This is a genomic window from Pseudomonas sp. NFACC14, from assembly GCF_900106885.1.
Lineage (GTDB): Bacteria > Pseudomonadota > Gammaproteobacteria > Pseudomonadales > Pseudomonadaceae > Aquipseudomonas > Aquipseudomonas fluorescens_AA.
The window spans coordinates 18,467-35,351 of sequence record NZ_FNOA01000028.1; the positions used below are offsets into that span (position 1 = coordinate 18,467).

At 63.0% G+C, this 16,885-nt stretch carries 17 protein-coding genes; 4 read left to right on the forward strand and 13 right to left on the reverse strand.

Translation table 11 applies throughout. The features are described from left to right. Positions 1–88 precede the first annotated feature (88 nt). The 4 genes from lptE to BLU85_RS27015 all read left to right on the forward strand — a co-directional run bounded on the left by lptE (position 89) and on the right by BLU85_RS27015 (position 3,509). Positions 89–694: an LPS-assembly lipoprotein LptE gene (gene lptE / locus BLU85_RS27000; protein ID WP_092205539.1), complete on the forward strand. Its 606-nt coding sequence runs from the start codon at positions 89–91 to the stop codon at positions 692–694. Positions 695–733: 39 nt separating this feature from the next. Further along, entirely contained in the window at positions 734–1,771 is a 1,038-nt protein-coding gene (holA, locus tag BLU85_RS27005; RefSeq protein WP_092205540.1) for a DNA polymerase III subunit delta, read from the forward strand. A gap of 178 nt (positions 1,772–1,949) precedes the next feature. After that, positions 1,950–2,114, forward strand: coding sequence for an alternative ribosome rescue factor ArfA (arfA, locus tag BLU85_RS27010; protein ID WP_092205541.1), 165 nt, complete (start codon positions 1,950–1,952; stop codon positions 2,112–2,114). 72 nt (positions 2,115–2,186) lie between these two features. Further along, positions 2,187–3,509 carry a lytic murein transglycosylase gene (locus BLU85_RS27015; protein WP_092205542.1) on the forward strand — a complete coding sequence of 441 codons (1,323 nt, stop codon included), beginning with the start codon at positions 2,187–2,189 and terminating at the stop codon, positions 3,507–3,509. A gap of 112 nt (positions 3,510–3,621) precedes the next feature. Here the strand turns inward: BLU85_RS27015 and BLU85_RS27020 are convergent, their stop codons facing one another. The 13 genes from BLU85_RS27020 to BLU85_RS27085 form a co-directional block, all read right to left on the reverse strand. Next, on the reverse strand, positions 3,622–4,554 hold the full coding sequence (locus BLU85_RS27020) for a S66 peptidase family protein (protein ID WP_092205543.1): 933 nt from the start codon (positions 4,552–4,554) through the stop codon (positions 3,622–3,624). Between the two features lie 829 nt (positions 4,555–5,383). Then, entirely contained in the window at positions 5,384–6,406 is a 1,023-nt protein-coding gene (lipA, locus tag BLU85_RS27030; protein ID WP_092205223.1) for a lipoyl synthase, read from the reverse strand. Between the two features lies 1 nt (position 6,407). Next, complete coding sequence (gene lipB, locus BLU85_RS27035) at positions 6,408–7,055, reverse strand: lipoyl(octanoyl) transferase LipB (RefSeq protein ID WP_092205224.1); 648 nt, start codon at positions 7,053–7,055, stop codon at positions 6,408–6,410. Beyond that, positions 7,055–7,330: a DUF493 domain-containing protein gene (locus tag BLU85_RS27040; protein ID WP_053125656.1), complete on the reverse strand. Its 276-nt coding sequence runs from the start codon at positions 7,328–7,330 to the stop codon at positions 7,055–7,057. Before BLU85_RS27040 ends, lipB begins: the two co-directional genes overlap by 1 nt. An 81-nt stretch (positions 7,331–7,411) precedes the next feature. Next, entirely contained in the window at positions 7,412–8,569 is a 1,158-nt protein-coding gene (locus BLU85_RS27045; protein ID WP_092205225.1) for a D-alanyl-D-alanine carboxypeptidase family protein, read from the reverse strand. 168 nt (positions 8,570–8,737) lie between these two features. Next, complete coding sequence (locus tag BLU85_RS27050) at positions 8,738–9,748, reverse strand: septal ring lytic transglycosylase RlpA family protein (RefSeq protein ID WP_092205226.1); 1,011 nt, start codon at positions 9,746–9,748, stop codon at positions 8,738–8,740. After that, positions 9,748–10,758, reverse strand: coding sequence for a lytic murein transglycosylase B (mltB, locus tag BLU85_RS27055; protein ID WP_092205227.1), 1,011 nt, complete (start codon positions 10,756–10,758; stop codon positions 9,748–9,750). The genes BLU85_RS27050 and mltB overlap by 1 nt, the downstream gene beginning before the upstream one ends. A gap of 17 nt (positions 10,759–10,775) precedes the next feature. Next, positions 10,776–11,879, reverse strand: a complete 1,104-nt coding sequence (gene rodA, locus BLU85_RS27060; protein WP_170847670.1) for a rod shape-determining protein RodA — start codon at positions 11,877–11,879, stop codon at positions 10,776–10,778. 31 nt (positions 11,880–11,910) lie between these two features. Further along, a complete protein-coding gene (gene mrdA / locus BLU85_RS27065; protein ID WP_092205229.1) occupies positions 11,911–13,806 on the reverse strand; it encodes a penicillin-binding protein 2 in 1,896 nt (631 codons plus the stop codon). A gap of 9 nt (positions 13,807–13,815) precedes the next feature. Then, positions 13,816–14,283, reverse strand: coding sequence for a 23S rRNA (pseudouridine(1915)-N(3))-methyltransferase RlmH (gene rlmH, locus BLU85_RS27070; protein ID WP_047229490.1), 468 nt, complete (start codon positions 14,281–14,283; stop codon positions 13,816–13,818). 9 nt (positions 14,284–14,292) lie between these two features. After that, positions 14,293–14,787: a ribosome silencing factor gene (gene rsfS / locus BLU85_RS27075; protein ID WP_058543147.1), complete on the reverse strand. Its 495-nt coding sequence runs from the start codon at positions 14,785–14,787 to the stop codon at positions 14,293–14,295. Positions 14,788–14,858: 71 nt separating this feature from the next. After that, positions 14,859–15,545, reverse strand: a complete 687-nt coding sequence (nadD, locus tag BLU85_RS27080) for a nicotinate-nucleotide adenylyltransferase (RefSeq protein ID WP_092205230.1) — start codon at positions 15,543–15,545, stop codon at positions 14,859–14,861. A 1-nt stretch (position 15,546) separates the two neighbouring features. After that, complete coding sequence (locus tag BLU85_RS27085) at positions 15,547–16,818, reverse strand: glutamate-5-semialdehyde dehydrogenase (RefSeq protein WP_092205231.1); 1,272 nt, start codon at positions 16,816–16,818, stop codon at positions 15,547–15,549. Positions 16,819–16,885: the final 67 nt, after the last annotated feature.

Consider the following 16,885-nt stretch of genomic DNA (forward strand, 5'->3'; position numbering starts at 1 on the left):
GGATCGGGCGCGAGGCTCAAGCCTGGCGCCGAATACAACCTGCGGGGTCGCATGGTCGACCCCCATAGGGTTCAAGGGGAGCAACAAGATGATCAAACGTAATCTGCTGGTAGTGGGCCTGGCGGTCCTGTTGAGCGCCTGCGGCTTCCAACTGCGCGGCACCGGCACCACCGAGCTGGCGATCAAGGAACTGGACCTCAGCGCACGGGACGCCTATGGCGAAACCGTGAAAATGCTGCGCCAGACCCTGGAGAACAGCGGCGTGAAAGTCTACAACGGCGCCCCGTACAAGCTGGTGCTGGCCAGTGAACAGCAAAGCCAGCGCAGCCTGAGCTACGCCGGCGCCGGTCGTTCGGCCGAGTACGAACTGACCAACGTGCTGAACTATGAGATCCGCGGCCAGAACGACCTGACACTGCTGGACGACAAGCTCCAGGTGCAAAAGGTCTACCTGCACGACGGCAACAACATCACCGGTTCCGAACAGGAGTCCATCGAAGTGCGCGGCGAAATGCGTCGTGAGCTCGTACAAAGGATGATGCTGCGTCTGCAACAGCTGAGCCCGGCCCAACTGGACCAGTTGCAACAGACCGCCAACGCCAAGGCCAAGGCCGAGGCCGAAGCCCTGGAAGCGGCGCGCAAGGCTGAAGCGGAAACCCCGCAACAGTCGCCGATGCAGATCCCGGCTGAATAAGCCTTGCGGGGCGCTCCGGCGCCCCGCTCGCTTTCTCTTATGAAGCTCGCTCCCGCCCAACTCGGCAAACACCTGCAAGGCGCCCTCGCGCCGGTCTACGTCATCAGTGGCGATGACCCGCTGCTGTGCCAGGAAGCCGCCGACGCCATCCGCACGGCTGCACGCCAGCAAGGTTTCGACGAGCGCCAGGTCTTCGCCGCCGACGCCAGTTTCGACTGGGGCACGCTGCTACAGGCCGGGGCGAGCATGTCGTTGTTCGCCGAAAAACGCCTGCTGGAACTACGCCTGCCCTCCGGCAAACCCGGGGACAAGGGCGCCGCCGCGCTGATCGAATATTGCTCACGCCCGGCCGAGGACACGGTGCTGCTCATCAGCTTGCCGAAACTCGACGGCAGCGCGCAGAAGACCAAATGGGGCAAGGCCCTGGTCGAAGGCCCGCAGACCCAGTTCGTGCAGATCTGGCCGGTGGATGTCAGCCAGTTGCCCAGCTGGATCCGCCAACGCCTGTCCCAGGCCGGACTCTCGGCCAGCCAGGACGCGGTGGAGCTGATTGCCGCCCGGGTCGAAGGCAACCTGCTGGCCGCCGCCCAGGAAATCGAAAAACTCAAGCTGATGGCCGAAGGCGGGCAGATCACCGTGGAAACGGTGCAGGCTGCCGTGGCCGACAGTGCGCGCTTCGATGTCTTCGGCCTGACCGATGCGATCCTCAACGGTGAAGCCGCCCATGCCCTGCGCATGCTCGAAGGCCTGCGGGGCGAAGGCGTCGAGCCGCCGGTGATCCTCTGGGCCCTGGCCCGGGAGTTGCGCCTGCTGGCCAACCTGTCCCTGCAATACAGCCAGGGCGTACCGCTGGACAAAGCCTTCAGCCAGGCCCGCCCGCCCGTCTGGGACAAGCGCAAACCCCTGATGAGCAAGGCCCTGCAACGCTATTCGGCACCGCGCTGGGCACAATTGCTGCTCGAAGCCCAGCGCATCGATGCGCAGATCAAGGGCCAGGCCGCCGGCTCGCCGTGGATGAGCCTGAGTCGGTTGTCGTTGTTGATGGCCGGGCAGCGGCTGACTCTGCCAGCAGAATAAAAGATCGCAGCCTTCGGCAGCTCCTACAGAGGTGTGCATTTCATTGTAGGAGCTGCCGAAGGCTGCGATCTTTTCCGCTCTTGATCCTACAAATATCACCTCCATTTATCCTATGGACAACACCCCAACTCTGTCCCATGATTTGCCCCGCAAAACCATCCCCACGAGAGATCCCATCATGAGCAAAAAGCCATCCAGGCATGGCCCCAACAAGGCCAAGTCCATCGTCGCCCAGCCCCTGTTCCGCAGCCGCCAGGAACGACCCGCCAAGGGCAAAGGCAGCTACCGCCGCGAAGCCTTCCAGTCTGACCACTGGGAGGCTTCTTGCTTTCTGGCCGCTTGAAACACTCGGACAAGCCCTACGCCCCTTTCGCATGTTAAGGTCAGCACCTGATTTGTATTTCTGGACCCGTGCATGCCCTTCTGTCTTTCCCATCGTTGGCCACTGCGCCAAATGATTGTTGCCGCAAGCGTTGTCCTGCTTGTCGCCTGCGCCGAAAAACCTACCGCCGCCGACGCCCAACCGCTCCAGACCATTCCCGCCTCGACCGCTCCAGCCATCGTGCCGCCCGTGGTGCCCACCGGCGATGACCTGGCCATTGCGCCCACCCAGACCTTCGCTGAATGGCAGGCCGGGTTTCGCAAGGAAGCCCTGGCCGCCGGGATCCGTGCCGACTTGTTCGATCGTGCGTTTGTCGGCGTCAGTCCGGACATGAGCGTGATCAAGGCCGACCGCAGCCAGCCGGAATTCACCCGCCCCGTGTGGGAATACCTCGATGGCGCGCTGTCGCCACTGCGGGTCAACAAAGGCAAGAGTCTGATCCAGCAGAACGCCCAGGTCCTGCAAAGCATCGAGCAGCGTTACGGCGTCGATCGCGAAGCGCTGGTGGCGGTGTGGGGCATGGAGAGCAACTTTGGCCAGTTCCAGGGCAGCAAGTCGGTGATCAACTCCCTCGCGACCCTGGCCTACGAAGGACGACGCCCGGGCTTCGCCCATGCGCAATTGATCGCCGCGCTGCAAATCCTGCAACAGGGCGATATCACACCGGAAAAAATGCTCGGTTCCTGGGCCGGCGCCATGGGCCAGACCCAGTTCATCCCCACCACGTACAACACCCACGCGGTGGATTTCGATGGCGACGGCCGCCGCGACATCTGGGGCAGCTCCACCGATGCCTTGGCCTCGACTGCGCATTACCTGCAAAGCTCCGGCTGGCAACGTGGCCAGCCGTGGGGGTTCGAGGTCAATCTCGCCGAGGGCTTCGACTATACGCTGGCCGATGGCACGATCCGCAAGCCCGTCTCCGAATGGATCCGGCTGGGGGTTTCAGAATATGGCGGCTTGCCGATCGCCCCGGATGACAGGCAGCTATCGGCGTCCCTGCTCCTGCCGGCCGGCCATCGCGGCCCGGCGTTCCTGATCTTCGATAACTTCCGTGCCATCCTCAAGTACAACAACTCGTCGTCCTATGCCTTGGCGGTCGGGCTGTTGTCAAAGCGCTTTACCGACGGCGGGCTGATCTACGGCCAGTGGCCCAAGGAAGACCTGCCCCTGAGCCGCAGCGAGCGCATCGAACTGCAAACCCTGCTGGGCAAGCACAACTACGACGCGGGCAACCCCGACGGCATCATCGGCGCCAACACCCGCAAGGCCATCCGCAGCGCCCAGCAGTCGTTCGGCTGGCCGGCGGATGGGTATCCGACCCAGCAGTTGCTGGAGGCGTTGCGTAACCGCTGAATTGCCGTATGGCGGCTACCGCTATCGCGAGCAAGCTCGCTCCCACAGGTTGACCGGAAACACCTGTGGGAGCGAGCTTGCTCGCGATGGCTGATTCGCAGGCGCTACATGACTAGCGACTGACCACCACATCCTGCTCCAATACCAACCTCTTCTCCCCCGCATCCAGCGTCACCAACGCCCCCATGGGCAAGGTCAGGTTCGGATCGCAATGCCCGCTGCGCCAGCCGGACAGCACCGGGATTCGCAACGGTGCGAAGGTCTGCTTGAGCAATCGATTCAACGCCTCGACGTCGACCCCGGCCACGTCCCCCATCAAGACACCGCGCAGCTGCGCCAACGTGCCGGCCAGGCGCAGCTGGGTCAGCAGTCGGTCGATGCGATACAGCGGCTCGTTGACGTCTTCGATGAACAGGATCGCCCCTTCGGCGTCGATCTGATAAGGCGTGCCCATGGTCGCGGCGATCATCGACAGGTTGCCGCCCAACAGACGTCCGTGGGCGATGCCTGGCTCGACGGTGGTCAACGGGTAGGCTGCGGGGTGGTTCAGCTCGCTGCCGGCCTTCAACTGTCCACGCAGCAGGCTGAAAAACGAGGTGACGGTTGGGGGTTCCTTGTCGCCCAGCAGATCGGCGTTGAGCAGCGGGCCGTGGAAGGTCACGAAGCCTGCGTAACGGCTGATGGCCAGGTGCAGGGCGGTGATGTCGCTATAGCCTACGAATGGCTTGGGGTTGCGTCTTAGGAGTTCAAAGTCGATGCGGTCCAGCAGGCGTGGTGTGCCGTAGCCGCCCCGCAGGCAGATGATGGCTTTGACTTCTGGGTCGGTGAAGGCGGCGTGCAGGTCGTCGAGGCGTATTTCGTCGCTGCCGGCGAGGTAGCCGTTTTTTTCGTAGACGCCTGGGAGGATTCGCAGTTCATGACCTCGGGCGCGCATCCATTGGATGGCTTTTTCCGTGTCCAGGGGGGCGGGACCGGCGGGGGCGATCACGGCGATCAGGCCTTCGGATGGGAGAGCTGGGACGGGGTGATGTGGGGTTAGGTCCATGCGTTTCCCGCTTTTTCGGCTTGTTATGTGTGTATATCCGTTTCTTGTGTAACGGCTACTTATGGTTCCGCTCTTACAGCGGGTCACTTTTGGAAAAGCGCCAAAAGTAACCAAAAACGCTCTTGCCCCACCACTCGGTGCCTCGCCTAGGCTCGGGATGCCCACTACGCAATGCCTGCGTTCGGCCAGCGTGGTTTAACGGGGCGCCTAGATCAAGATCAAGATCCAAAGCAAAGCGCGACACATCCAGCATCTGTGTAACTGAAGCACCGCTATCGCGAGCAAGCTCGCTCCCACAGGGCCTGGCGGTGTTCACAATATCGGGGCAGGTGCAAAAACCTGTGGGAGCGGGTGATCACAGCATCTGCACACGGCACAAAAAACTGTGGGAGCGAGCTTGCTCGCGATGACGTCAGCACAGCCAACATCACCGCAAACTGATCCTCCTCTATCGCGAGCAGGCTCGCTCCCACAGGAGGAACGCGCTCATCCCGAACCAGGCCGGCTATAAGGCCGCCTCGCTTTGGCTTTTGATCTGGGGCGCCCCGTTAACCACGATGGCCGAACGCAGGTATTGCGCAGTGGGCACCTCGGCATGGATGCCGAGGTAGCCGCGCTGGGCCATGGATGGCCCTTCGCGGCGGGCCCACGGAGCAATGCCGGAGTGAGGGCACACCGAGCCTAAGCGAGGTGCCGAGTGGTGGGGCAAAGCGTTTTTGGTTACTTTTGGCGCTTTTCCAAAAGTGACCCGCTGTAAGAGCGGAACCGCCAGTGGCCGTTACCGCAGCAACGGATATTCACACCGACCCACCACCAAAAAACCGCTAAATCAGGCCCCCAAAAGCTCAGCCTTGACCAACTTAGCCTGCTCATCCGCATGATACGAAGACCGCACCAACGGCCCCGAAGCCACGTTCTTGAACCCCATCTTGTACCCTTCCTCGGCAAACCAGGCAAAGGTATCGGGGTGCACAAAACGCTGCACCGGCAAGTGACTACGGGATGGCTGCAAGTACTGCCCCAAGGTCAGCATATCGATGTCATGCTCACGCATGCGCTTCATGACCTCGATAACTTCCTCATCCGTCTCACCCAGGCCCAGCATCAAGCCGGACTTGGTCGGAATGTGCGGCATCATCTGCTTGAAGCGCTGCAGCAAGGTCAGCGACCACTGGTAATCCGACCCCGGACGCGCGGCCTTGTACAGGCGCGGCACGGTTTCCAGGTTGTGGTTGAACACATCCGGCGGCTCGGCGGCGGTGATTTCCAGGGCGATGTCCATGCGGCCACGGTAATCCGGCACCAGGGTTTCCAACTGTACGTTCGGCGACAGCTTGCGGATCTCGCGGATGCAGTCGGCAAAGTGCTGGGCACCGCCGTCACGCAGGTCGTCACGGTCCACCGAGGTGATGACCACGTACTTGAGCTTCAGGTCGGCAATGGCGATGGCCAGGCTTTCCGGCTCGTTGGTGTCCAAGGGCTTCGGACGGCCGTGGCCGACGTCGCAGAACGGACAACGACGGGTGCAGATGTCGCCCATGATCATGAACGTGGCGGTGCCGCCGGAGAAGCACTCGCCCAGGTTCGGGCAGGACGCTTCCTCGCAAACGCTGTGCAGCTTGTGCTTGCGCAGCAAGGCCTTGATGCGGTCGACTTCCGGGGAAACCGGGATGCGCACGCGGATCCAGTCGGGTTTCTTCGGCAGTTCGGTGGTGGGGATGATCTTGACCGGGATGCGTGCAACCTTCTCGGCGCCGCGCAGCTTGACGCCGGCCTCTACCTTGGCACGCGGGGCCGGACGCTCGGTGACGTCCAGCGTCGGGATCATGGTTTGCACTGCATCAGTAGTCATATCAGTCGATTCCGCCCGTGAGGGTCGTCTGCTCAGCATAGTCGAGGTGTTTGACGAGCTGCGCGCGCAGCCGGGCACTTACCTCGGCAAATTCAATCGATCCTGCGTGCTCGCTCAACTGGGTCATCGCCAGTCCCGCGTAGCCACAGGGATTAATCCGTCGGAATGGCCCCAGGTCCATGTCCACGTTCAGCGCCAGGCCATGAAACGAACAGCCATGGCGGATCCGCAAGCCGAGGGAGGCGATTTTCGCCCCATCGACGTAGACGCCCGGCGCATCCGGCTTGGCCGCCGCCGTCACACCGTAGCTGGCCAGTAGCTCGATCAGGCACGTTTCCATGCGGGTGACCAGCTCGCGCACGCCAAACCCCAGCTTGCGCACATCCAGCAACAGGTAGGCGACCAGTTGGCCAGGGCCATGGTAGGTCACCTGCCCGCCCCGGTCGACCTTCACCACCGGGATATCCCCCGGCAGCAACAGGTGCTCGGCCTTGCCGGCCTGGCCCTGGGTGAACACCGGTGGGTGTTCCACCAGCCAGACTTCATCGTCGGCGGTGGTGCCGCGTTCGTTCGTGAAGCGTTGCATGGCATGCCAGACCGGCTCGTAGGCCATCGTGCCCAGCTCGCGAAAGCCCAGCGTGCCCGGCATCACAACACCATGTGCACGAAACCGGTCGCTCGCAGCTCGCTGTTGATGTCGTAGAGCTGTTCCTGACCGGTGGCAATGATGTGCAACTGGATCGTCGTGTACTTGCCGTTGGTACTCTGGCGCTCGGCCAGGGTCTTGTGGTCGACGGTGGCATGTTTTTCAAGGATCGCGATGATCTTGTCCTTGAACCCCACGCCGGTGTCGCCGATTACCTTGATGGGATAATCCGCGCAGGGAAATTCGATTTTTGGCGCCTTTACTTCAGAGTCTGTCATGGCGTAACGGCCTCGTAAGCCGTGGTAACGCACATGGCCCCGCTCCGAATGGGAACGAGGCCATGCAGGTCAACACTTCGATCAGTTGAACAAGCCGTAGAAGAATAGACGGATGCTATCCCAGATGCGGCGGAAGATACCACCTTCCTCGACCGCGTCCAGAGCGATCAGGTCAGCGCTGTGCACCACTTTGTCGTCCAGTTTGACTTCGACTTTACCGATCACGTCGCCCTTGGCGATGGGAGCGGTCAGTTGCGGGTTCATGGTCATGCTGGCGGCGAGCTTCTTGAGCTGGCCTTTGGGCAAGGTCATGGTCAGGTCCTGGGCCAGGCCGGCCTTGACCTGGCTGCTCGAACCTTTCCAGACCTGGGCCTGGGCCAGTTCGGTGCCCTTCTGGTAGAAGGTCTGGGTTTCGAAGAAGCGGAAGCCGTAGGTCAGCAGTTTCTGGGTCTCGGCGGCACGGGCCACTTCGCTGCTGGTGCCGAAGACGACGGCGATCAGGCGCATGCCGTCACGCACAGCCGAAGACACCATGCAGTAGCCGGCTTCGTCGGTGTGACCGGTCTTCAGGCCATCGACGGTCTTGTCGCGCCACAGCAGCAGGTTGCGGTTAGGCTGCTTGATGCCGTTCCAGAAGAATTCCTTCTGGGAGTAGATGGCGTAGTGGGCCGGGTCTTCATGGATGATTGCCCGGGCCAGCAGCGCCATGTCGTGAGCCGACGAATAGTGCTCAGGGTTCGGCAAGCCGGTGGGGTTCATGAAGTGGCTGTTGGTCATGCCCAGGTCGGCCACGGTTTTGTTCATCATGTCGGCGAACGCATCTTCGCTGCCGGCGATGTGCTCGGCCAGGGCGACGCTGGCGTCATTGCCGGACTGGATGATGATGCCGTGCAGCAGGTCGCTGACGGTCACTTGCGAACCGACCTTGATGAACATCCGCGAACCGCCGGTGCGCCAGGCGTTTTCGCTGACGGTCACCGGATCGTTCTCACCGATCTGGCCGCGACGGATTTCCAGCGTGGCGATGTAGGCGGTCATCAGCTTGGTCAGGCTGGCCGGTGGCAGGCGCTGGTCACCGTTGTTCTCTACCAGCACCTCGCCGCTGCTGGCATCCATGAGCACAAAGGATTTGGCGGCCAATTGAGGAGGAGCCGGCATCATCTCGACCGCGAACGCGGCCGGTGAGAGAAGCAGCGGGACTAGCAGGCAAAGGCGTTTGGCAAAGGTGGTGATGTTCATCCGTCTCTCGAAATCGCTAATGGGACTGCCCGAAGGCAAAACTGAAACAGGCGGCTTTCTAACGAGCCGCCGCGTATTTAAGTTGCTCACTCACTGCCCTTGCCGGGCTTTTATTATTCATGGAGCCAACAACCTGACCCGCTCCAACCGCCAGCGGGCCTCATTCAATCACTCAGCGGTGACCAGGCTCGGCGAACCGAGATTGGCCAGGCGCACGCTGTTCTGCACCTGCTGGACTTCACCCGGAGAACCGATCGGCCCCAGGCGCACCCGATGCAGTGTCTGCTGGTTGCGCACGATCGAGCTGATGAACACCGGGGCGCTCACCATCGAGCTGAGCTTCGACCTCAGCAGCTCGGCAGCGTCCGGGTTGGCGAACGCGCCCACTTGCAGAAACTGGCCAGACGCTGTTGCAGAAGCGTTTTTTTTTGCATCGATCTGCACGGGCAGCACGGCCGCGGCGTGTTGCTGCGGCGGCGGTGTCCACTGCTCGACCGTGCCGGTGGACGCCGTCACGGTCGGCGCGGCATTTTGCGCCACTTTTGGCTCGTTGAGCATCAAAGGCGCCGGACGGCCACGTTGGGCCCACCATTCCTGCGGGTCGATGCCTTCGACCTTGACCCGGGCGGTGCCGATTTCAGCGTAACCGAGTTTTTTCGCCGCCGCATACGACAGGTCGATGATGCGGTCGGAATAGAACGGCCCACGGTCATTGACCCGCAGGATCACGCTCTTGTTGTTGTCCAGGTTGGTCACCCGCACATAGCTGGGCAGCGGCAGGGTCTTGTGGGCCGCGCTCATGCCATACAGGTCATAGACCTCGCCATTGGCGGTGTTCTGGCCATGGAACTTGGTGCCGTACCAGGACGCCGTGCCCGAGGCCACGTAGCGCTTGGAGTCGGACAGCGGGAAATAGGTCTTGCCCAGCACCGTGTAGGGGTTGGCCTTGTAGGGACCGGTGTGCAGGGTCGGCGTGGCGTCGGGGATGCGCGAGACATCCACGTCCCACCACGGCGCGCCGTCCTTGTGGGCCCGGTTGATGTCCAGGCCCGGCATCGCGCGTACGGCGGTGGTGTTTTTCTGGGCCGGCGCGCGGCTGGTCGAACAACTGACGACCAACAGCGACAGCGCGGCCAACGCCACGAGCTTCAGGGGTTGATAGGTAGGCAATGCCCGCATTATTTGACGCCCCGTGCTTTGACCAGCTCTTCAGACAGTTGATATACGGCCATGGCGTACATCACGCTGCGGTTATAACGCGTAATCGCGTAGAAATTCTTCAGGCCCATCCAATATTCGGGGCCTTGTTCGCCTTCCAGCCGCATCGCGGTGACCGGCATGTCGTCACGCAGCGCATCATGACTCGACCAGCCCAACGCCCGCAACTCCCCGACGGTTTTCGTCGGCTCGATACCCTCGGTCAGGCCCTCGTCCACGTGCTCGCCGCGCACGTCGGCACGGCTGACCACCGGTTGGCCGGCTTCCCAGCCGTGGCGCTTGAAATAGCTGGCGACACTGCCGATGGCATCGGTCGGGTTGGTCCAGATATTGATGTGGCCGTCGCCGTCGAAGTCCACCGCGTAGGCGCGGAAACTGCTGGGCATGAATTGCGGCAGGCCCATGGCCCCGGCGTAGGAGCCCTTGAGGGTCAACGGATCGACCTGCTCTTCACGGGCCAGCAGCAGGAACTCGCGCAGCTCCTTGCGGAAGAACTCGGCACGCGGCGGGTAATCGAAGCCCAGGGTCGACAACGCGTCGATCACCCGGAAATTCCCGGTGTTGCGGCCAAAGAAGGTCTCGACGCCAATGATCGACACAATGAACTGGGCCGGCACGCCGTACTCCTGCTCGGCACGGGCCAGGGCCGCCTCGTGCTGGCGCCAGAAGTCCACGCCCCGGGCGATACGCGCCTCGGTGATGAACATCGGCCGGTACTCGCTCCACTGCTTGACCCGCTCGGCGGGCCGGGAGATCGCATCGAGGATCGACTGCTTGCGTTCGGCCTCGCGAAACACTCCCATCAGCTGCTCACCGGCAAAACCGTAGTCGCGGGTCATCTCACCGACGAATTCGGCCACCTGTGGCGAACCTTCGTAGTCACCGGCCAAGGCCTGCGACGCACTGCCCAGGAAGCCGACCAGGCCGATCCACGGCGCATATCGCGTCGACCAGCCACGCATTGCTTGCATTGAACTCTTCACCTTATTCAAACCTGCGCGATCCACTTGCGATGCGTATGAATCGACATCAAAACCCCAAACGCTGACAGTAGGGTCACCAGCGAAGTTCCTCCGTAGCTAATGAAAGGCAACGGCACCCCCACGACCGGCAACAGGCCACTGACCATACCGATGTTGACGAAAACATAAACAAAAAACGTCATGGTCAGGCTGCCCGCGAGCAATTTTCCAAACAGCGTCTGGGCCTGGGCGGTGATCACCAGCCCCCGCCCGATCAGCAGCAGGTAGATCAGCAGCAACACGCAGATGCCCACCAGGCCGAACTCCTCGCCCATGACGGCGATGATGAAGTCGGTGTGGCTTTCCGGCAAAAAGTCCAGGTGCGACTGGGTGCCCATCAGCCAGCCCTTGCCGAACACCCCGCCGGAGCCGATGGCGGCCTTGGACTGGATGATGTTCCAGCCAGTGCCCAGCGGATCGCTCTCCGGATCGAGGAACGTCAGGATTCGCTGCTTCTGGTAGTCGTGCATCACGAAGTACCACATCGCCACCGACACCGGCACGGCAGTGGCGATCACGCTGAGAATCCAGCGCCAGCGCAACCCGCCCATGAACAGCACGAAGGCACCGCCGGCCAGGATCAGCAGCGAGGTGCCGAGATCTGGCTGGCGTACGATCAGAATGAATGGAACACCGATCAGCAACAGGCTGATGCAGACGTGCTTGAGTTGCGGCGGCAAGGTGCGCTTGGACAGGTACCAGGCAATGGTCGCCGGCATGATGATCTTGAGGAATTCCGAAGGCTGGAAGCGGATCACCCCGGGGATGTTGATCCAACGGGTGGCGCCCATGGCGTTGTGCCCCATCACGTCCACCACCACTAGCAGGCTCACGCCCACCACATAGGCCAGCGGCACCCAGCGCGCCATGAATCGCGGCTCGAGCTGGGCAATGACGACCATCGACACCAGGCCGATGCCGAACGAAGTGGCTTGCTTGGCCAGCAAATCCCAGCTCTTGCCGCTGGCCGAATACAGCACGAACAGGCTGCCGGCGGCCAGGGTCAGCAGCAGGATCAGCAACGGGCCATCGATGTGCATGCGCTGCAACAACGTGGCGCGACGGCGCATCACGTCTTCGCTGGAGAGGATCCGGTCGAAATTATTCTTCACGGGCCGTAGCCTCCGCAGTGATGGGGCTCGCGTATTCCGGTTTGAGCTGGCCGTGCTCATCCAGCAGCCAGGCGTCCATGATCTGGCGCACCACCGGCGCGGCGACGCCGGAACCGGACTCGCCGTTTTCGACCATCACCGACACAACGATTTTCGGGTTGTCGGCCGGCGCGAAACCGACGAACAAGGCGTGGTCGCGGTGGCGTTCCTGGACCTTGGAGCGGTCGTACTTCTCGCCCTGCTTGATGGCGACGACCTGGGCCGTGCCGCTCTTGCCGGCAATGCGGTACTGCGCGCCGATGGCCGCTTTGCGGGCGGTGCCGCGGGCACCGTGCATCACCTGCTGCATACCGTTGTTGACCTTTTGCCAGTCCGACGGATTGTGCAGGATGATGTCCGGCATCGGGTTCGGGTCCACCGGCTTCTGGCCTTCGATGGTCTTGGCCAGGTGCGGGCGATACCACTTGCCCTTGCTCGCCACCAGGGCCGTGGCCTGGGCCAATTGCAGGGGCGTGGCCTGCATGTAGCCCTGGCCGATCCCCAGGATCAGGGTTTCGCCAGGGAACCAGGCCTGGCGCCGGGTCGCGCGCTTCCACTCCCGGGACGGCATCAGGCCCGGGGATTCTTCGAACATGTCCAGGGAGACTTTCTGACCGATGCCGAACTTGCCCAGGTAGGACGACAGTCGATCGATCCCCAGTTTATGGGCCAGGTCATAGAAGTAGGTGTCGTTGGAGCGCATGATCGCCGTTTCCAGGTCCACATAGCCGTCACCGGTGCGGTTCCAGTTACGGTACTTGTGGTCATAGTTGGGCAGCATGTAGTAACCGGGGTCGTAGACCCGGCTCGAGGCGTTCACCACGCCAGAGTCCAGCCCGGCAATCGCCACGGCGGGCTTGATGGTCGAGCCCGGCGGATACAGGCCGCGCAGCACGCGGTTGAACAATGGCCGGTCGATGGAATCGCGCAGTTCGGAATAGGCCTTGAAACTGATCCCGGTGACGAACAGGTTCGGGTCGAAACTCGGCTGGCTGACCATCGCCAGGACCTCGCCGGTGTTCGGGTCCAGCGCCACCACGGCGCCACGCCGTCCGCCCAGCGCCGCTTCGGCGGCTTCCTGCAACTTGATGTCCAGGCTCAGGACGATGTCCTTGCCGGGGATCGGGTCGGTGCGCTTGAGCACCCGCAAGACGCGGCCGCGAGCGTTGGTCTCGACCTCTTCGTAACCCACCTGGCCATGCAGCTCGGGCTCGTAGAAGCGCTCGATGCCGGTCTTGCCGATGTGGTGGGTGCCGCTGTAATTGACCGGATCGAGGCTCTTGAGCTCTTTCTCGTTGATCCGCCCCATGTAGCCGACCGAGTGGGCAAAGTGCGCCCCCTGGGGATAATGGCGCACCAACTGCGCCACCACCTCGACGCCGGGCAGGCGGAACTGGTTCACGGCGATCAGGGCGATCTGCTCTTCGGTCAGCTCGAACAGGATCGGCACCGGCTCGAACGGCCGCCGGCCCTGGCGCATGCGCTTCTCGAAAATCGCCCGGTCCTCGGGCGTCAGCTGCAGCACTTCGACGATCACGTCGAGCACATGCTGCCAATCGCCAGAGCGTTCGCGGGTCATGCTCAGGCTGAAGCTGGGCCGGTTATCCGCCACCACCACGCCGTTGCGGTCGAAGATCAGCCCCCGGGTCGGCGGAATCGGTTGCACGTGCACCCGGTTGTTTTCCGACAGGGTGGAGTGGTACTCGTACTGGATCACCTGGAGGAAATACAGGCGCGCAATCAGCACGCCGATCAGCGTCACCACCGTGATAGCACCGAACACGACGCGGCCCCGTACCAGACGGGCGTCTTTTTCGTGGTCCTTGATGCGGATCGGCTGGGGCATGGGGCAGGATTACTTGTGGTAAGGGTGCCCGGACAGGACTGTCCAGGCACGATACAACTGTTCGCCGATCAGGATCCGCACCAGCGGGTGCGGCAACGTCAACGGCGATAACGACCAGCGCTGATCGGCCCGGGCACAGACTTCCGGCGCCAGCCCTTCCGGACCACCGACCATGAAGTTGACCGTGCGCGCGTCCAGCCGCCAGCGATCGAGCTCCACCGCCAACTGCTCGGTGCTCCAGGGCTTGCCATGGACTTCGAGGGTGACGATGCGCTCGTTCGGCCCGACCTTGGCCAGCATGGCTTCGCCTTCCTGGCGGATGAAACGCGCCACGTCAGCGTTCTTGCCACGGGTGTTGAGCGGAATTTCCACCAGTTCCAGGGCCAGCTCGGAGGGAAGACGCTTGGCATATTCATGCCAGCCTTCTTCCACCCACTTGGGCATGCGAGAACCGACAGCGATCAGGCGCAGTCGCACAGCGGTCCCTTATTGCTGGTCTTTGTTGAGCTTGGTGAAGTGCTCATGGGGGTTTTCCGGGCTGTGGTGCGCGGCGCTGGCCGAACGACTCTGCTCGGCACCGGCCCACAGGCGCTCCAGGTCATAGAACTGACGCGCCGAGGCGGTCATCATGTGCACGATGACATCGTCCATGTCCAACAGCACCCAGTCGCTGTCGCCCTTGCCCTCTTCACCCAGCGGCTTGACGCCCTGGGCCTTGACCGCTTCGCGGACCTTGTCCAGCATCGCGCCAATCTGGCGGTTGGAGGTACCGGTGGCGATGATCATGTAGTCCGTGATGCTTTGCTTTTCACGAACGTCGATCACCTGGATGTCCTGGGCCTTGACGTCTTCCAGGGCCGCCACGGCCACCTTGACCAGCTCTTCGCCGACCAGCGCCACGCCGGTATGTGCCTCTACAGGCAGCGGGGCGCTCTTGAACGTGCCCTTGCGCTTTACTTTGTTTACGTCTTTGTCAGTCATATAAAACTCGTTTTGCTCGTATGTTCGGGCGCTTCGCTACACGCATTCACGTGCCTTGAAGCGCGCCTTTTTCAGTTCGACGCACGGTAAAGCCCGTGCGCATCGATGTAGGCCAGGACCGCGTCGGGCACCAGGAAACGTACCGACTTACCGCTGGCCAGCAGTTGACGGATCTGGGTGGCGGATACCGCGAGCGGCGTCTGCCAGACGAATGCAATCTGTCCGCTCGGCCCTTTCAGGGCCAGCGGGTCGCTCACCGAGCGGGCCGCCAGCAGGTTGCGCAAGGCATCCGGCGGCTCGCTGTCGGCATCCGGGCGCTGCAACACCAGGATGTGGCAATGCTGGAGCAACTCTTCCCAGCGATGCCAAGTGGGCAGGCCGCAAAAAGCGTCCCAGCCCAGAAGCAGAAAAACCTGGGCATCAACGGCCAGTTCGGCGCGTATCAGCTCCAGGGTATCAATGGTGTAGGACGGTTTGTCCCGCTGCAATTCGCGGGCGTCCACCACCAGCGGTGCCACACCGGCCACCGCGCACTCGACCATCGCCAGACGGTCCTGCGCCGACACCTGCGGCGTGTCCCGGTGAGGCGGCCTGGCGCTGGGCGTCAGGCGTAGCTCATCGAGGGCCAGGGCGTCGGCGACTTCCAGCGCACCGCGCAAATGGCCGATGTGCACCGGGTCGAACGTGCCGCCCAGGATACCGATGCGCCGGGGCGCAGTGGTCGTCGTCACAGCGGTCGGCGGGTCGAGGTCGCCCAAGTCAGACCGGCTCCTGTCCGCGCAACTGGCCGTCACCGACCACAATGTACTTCTCGCAGGTCAGGCCTTCGAGGCCCACCGGGCCGCGGGCGTGCAGCTTATCAGTAGAAATGCCGATCTCGGCACCCAATCCGTATTCAAAGCCGTCGGCGAAGCAGGTCGGGGTGTTGATCATCACCGATGCCGAATCCACTTCGGCCACGAAACGCCGGGTTTCGCCCTGGTGCTCACTGACGATGGAATCGGTGTGGTGCGAGCCGTGGCGGTTGATGTGTTCGATGGCCTGGTCCAGCCCGTCGACCACGCGGATCGACAAGATCGGCGCCAGGTACTCGGTGTCCCAATCTTCTTGCGTGGCCGCGACGGCCTCGATGATCGCCCGGGTACGCTCACAACCGCGCAGTTCGACGCCTTTTTCGCGGAACTGGGCGGCCATCGATGGCAGGAAGTCCCGGGCAACGGCCTGGTCCACCAGCAGGGTTTCCATCGCCCCGCAGATACCGTAGCGGTAGGTCTTGGCGTTGAAGGCGATGCGTTGGGCCTTGGGCAATTCGGCGTGGGCACTGACATAGACGTGGCAGATGCCGTCCAGGTGCTTGATCACTGGCACGCGGGCGTCACGGCTGACCCGCTCGATCAGGCCCTTGCCGCCACGTGGCACGATGACATCGACGAACTCGGGCATGGTGATCAGGGCGCCGACCGCGGCGCGGTCGGTGGTCTCCACCACTTGCACCACGGCCGCCGGCAGATCGGCCTCGGCCAGGCCGCGCTGGATGCAGGCGGCAATGGCACGGTTGGAATGGATGGCCTCGGACCCGCCCCGCAGGATGGTCGCGTTACCCGACTTCAGGCACAGGCTCGCGGCGTCGATGGTCACGTTCGGCCGCGACTCGTAGATGATCCCGACCACGCCCAAGGGCACGCGCATCTTGCCGACCTGGATGCCCGACGGGCGGTAGCTCATGTCGCGGATCGCCCCGACCGGGTCCGGCAGGGCCGCGACTTGGCGCAGACCGACGATCATGCCGTCGATGCGGGCCGGGGTCAGCGCCAGGCGCTCGAGCATGGCCGGTTCGAGACCATTGGCCCGGCCGGCGGCCAGGTCCTGCTCGTTGGCGGCGGACAGCTCGGCGCGCGCAGCGTCCAGCGCATTGGCGGCGGCCTGCAAGGCGCGGTTTTTCTGCGCGGTGCTGGCCCGGCCGATGATGCGCGACGCTTCGCGAGCGGCGCGACCCAGGCGGGTCATGTAGTCAAGAACGGACTCAGTCATGGTCTGTGTGGTCTTGGCGATGGGGAAAGCGGCAGATTATAGCTGTCGTAACCCTCGACTAACAGCA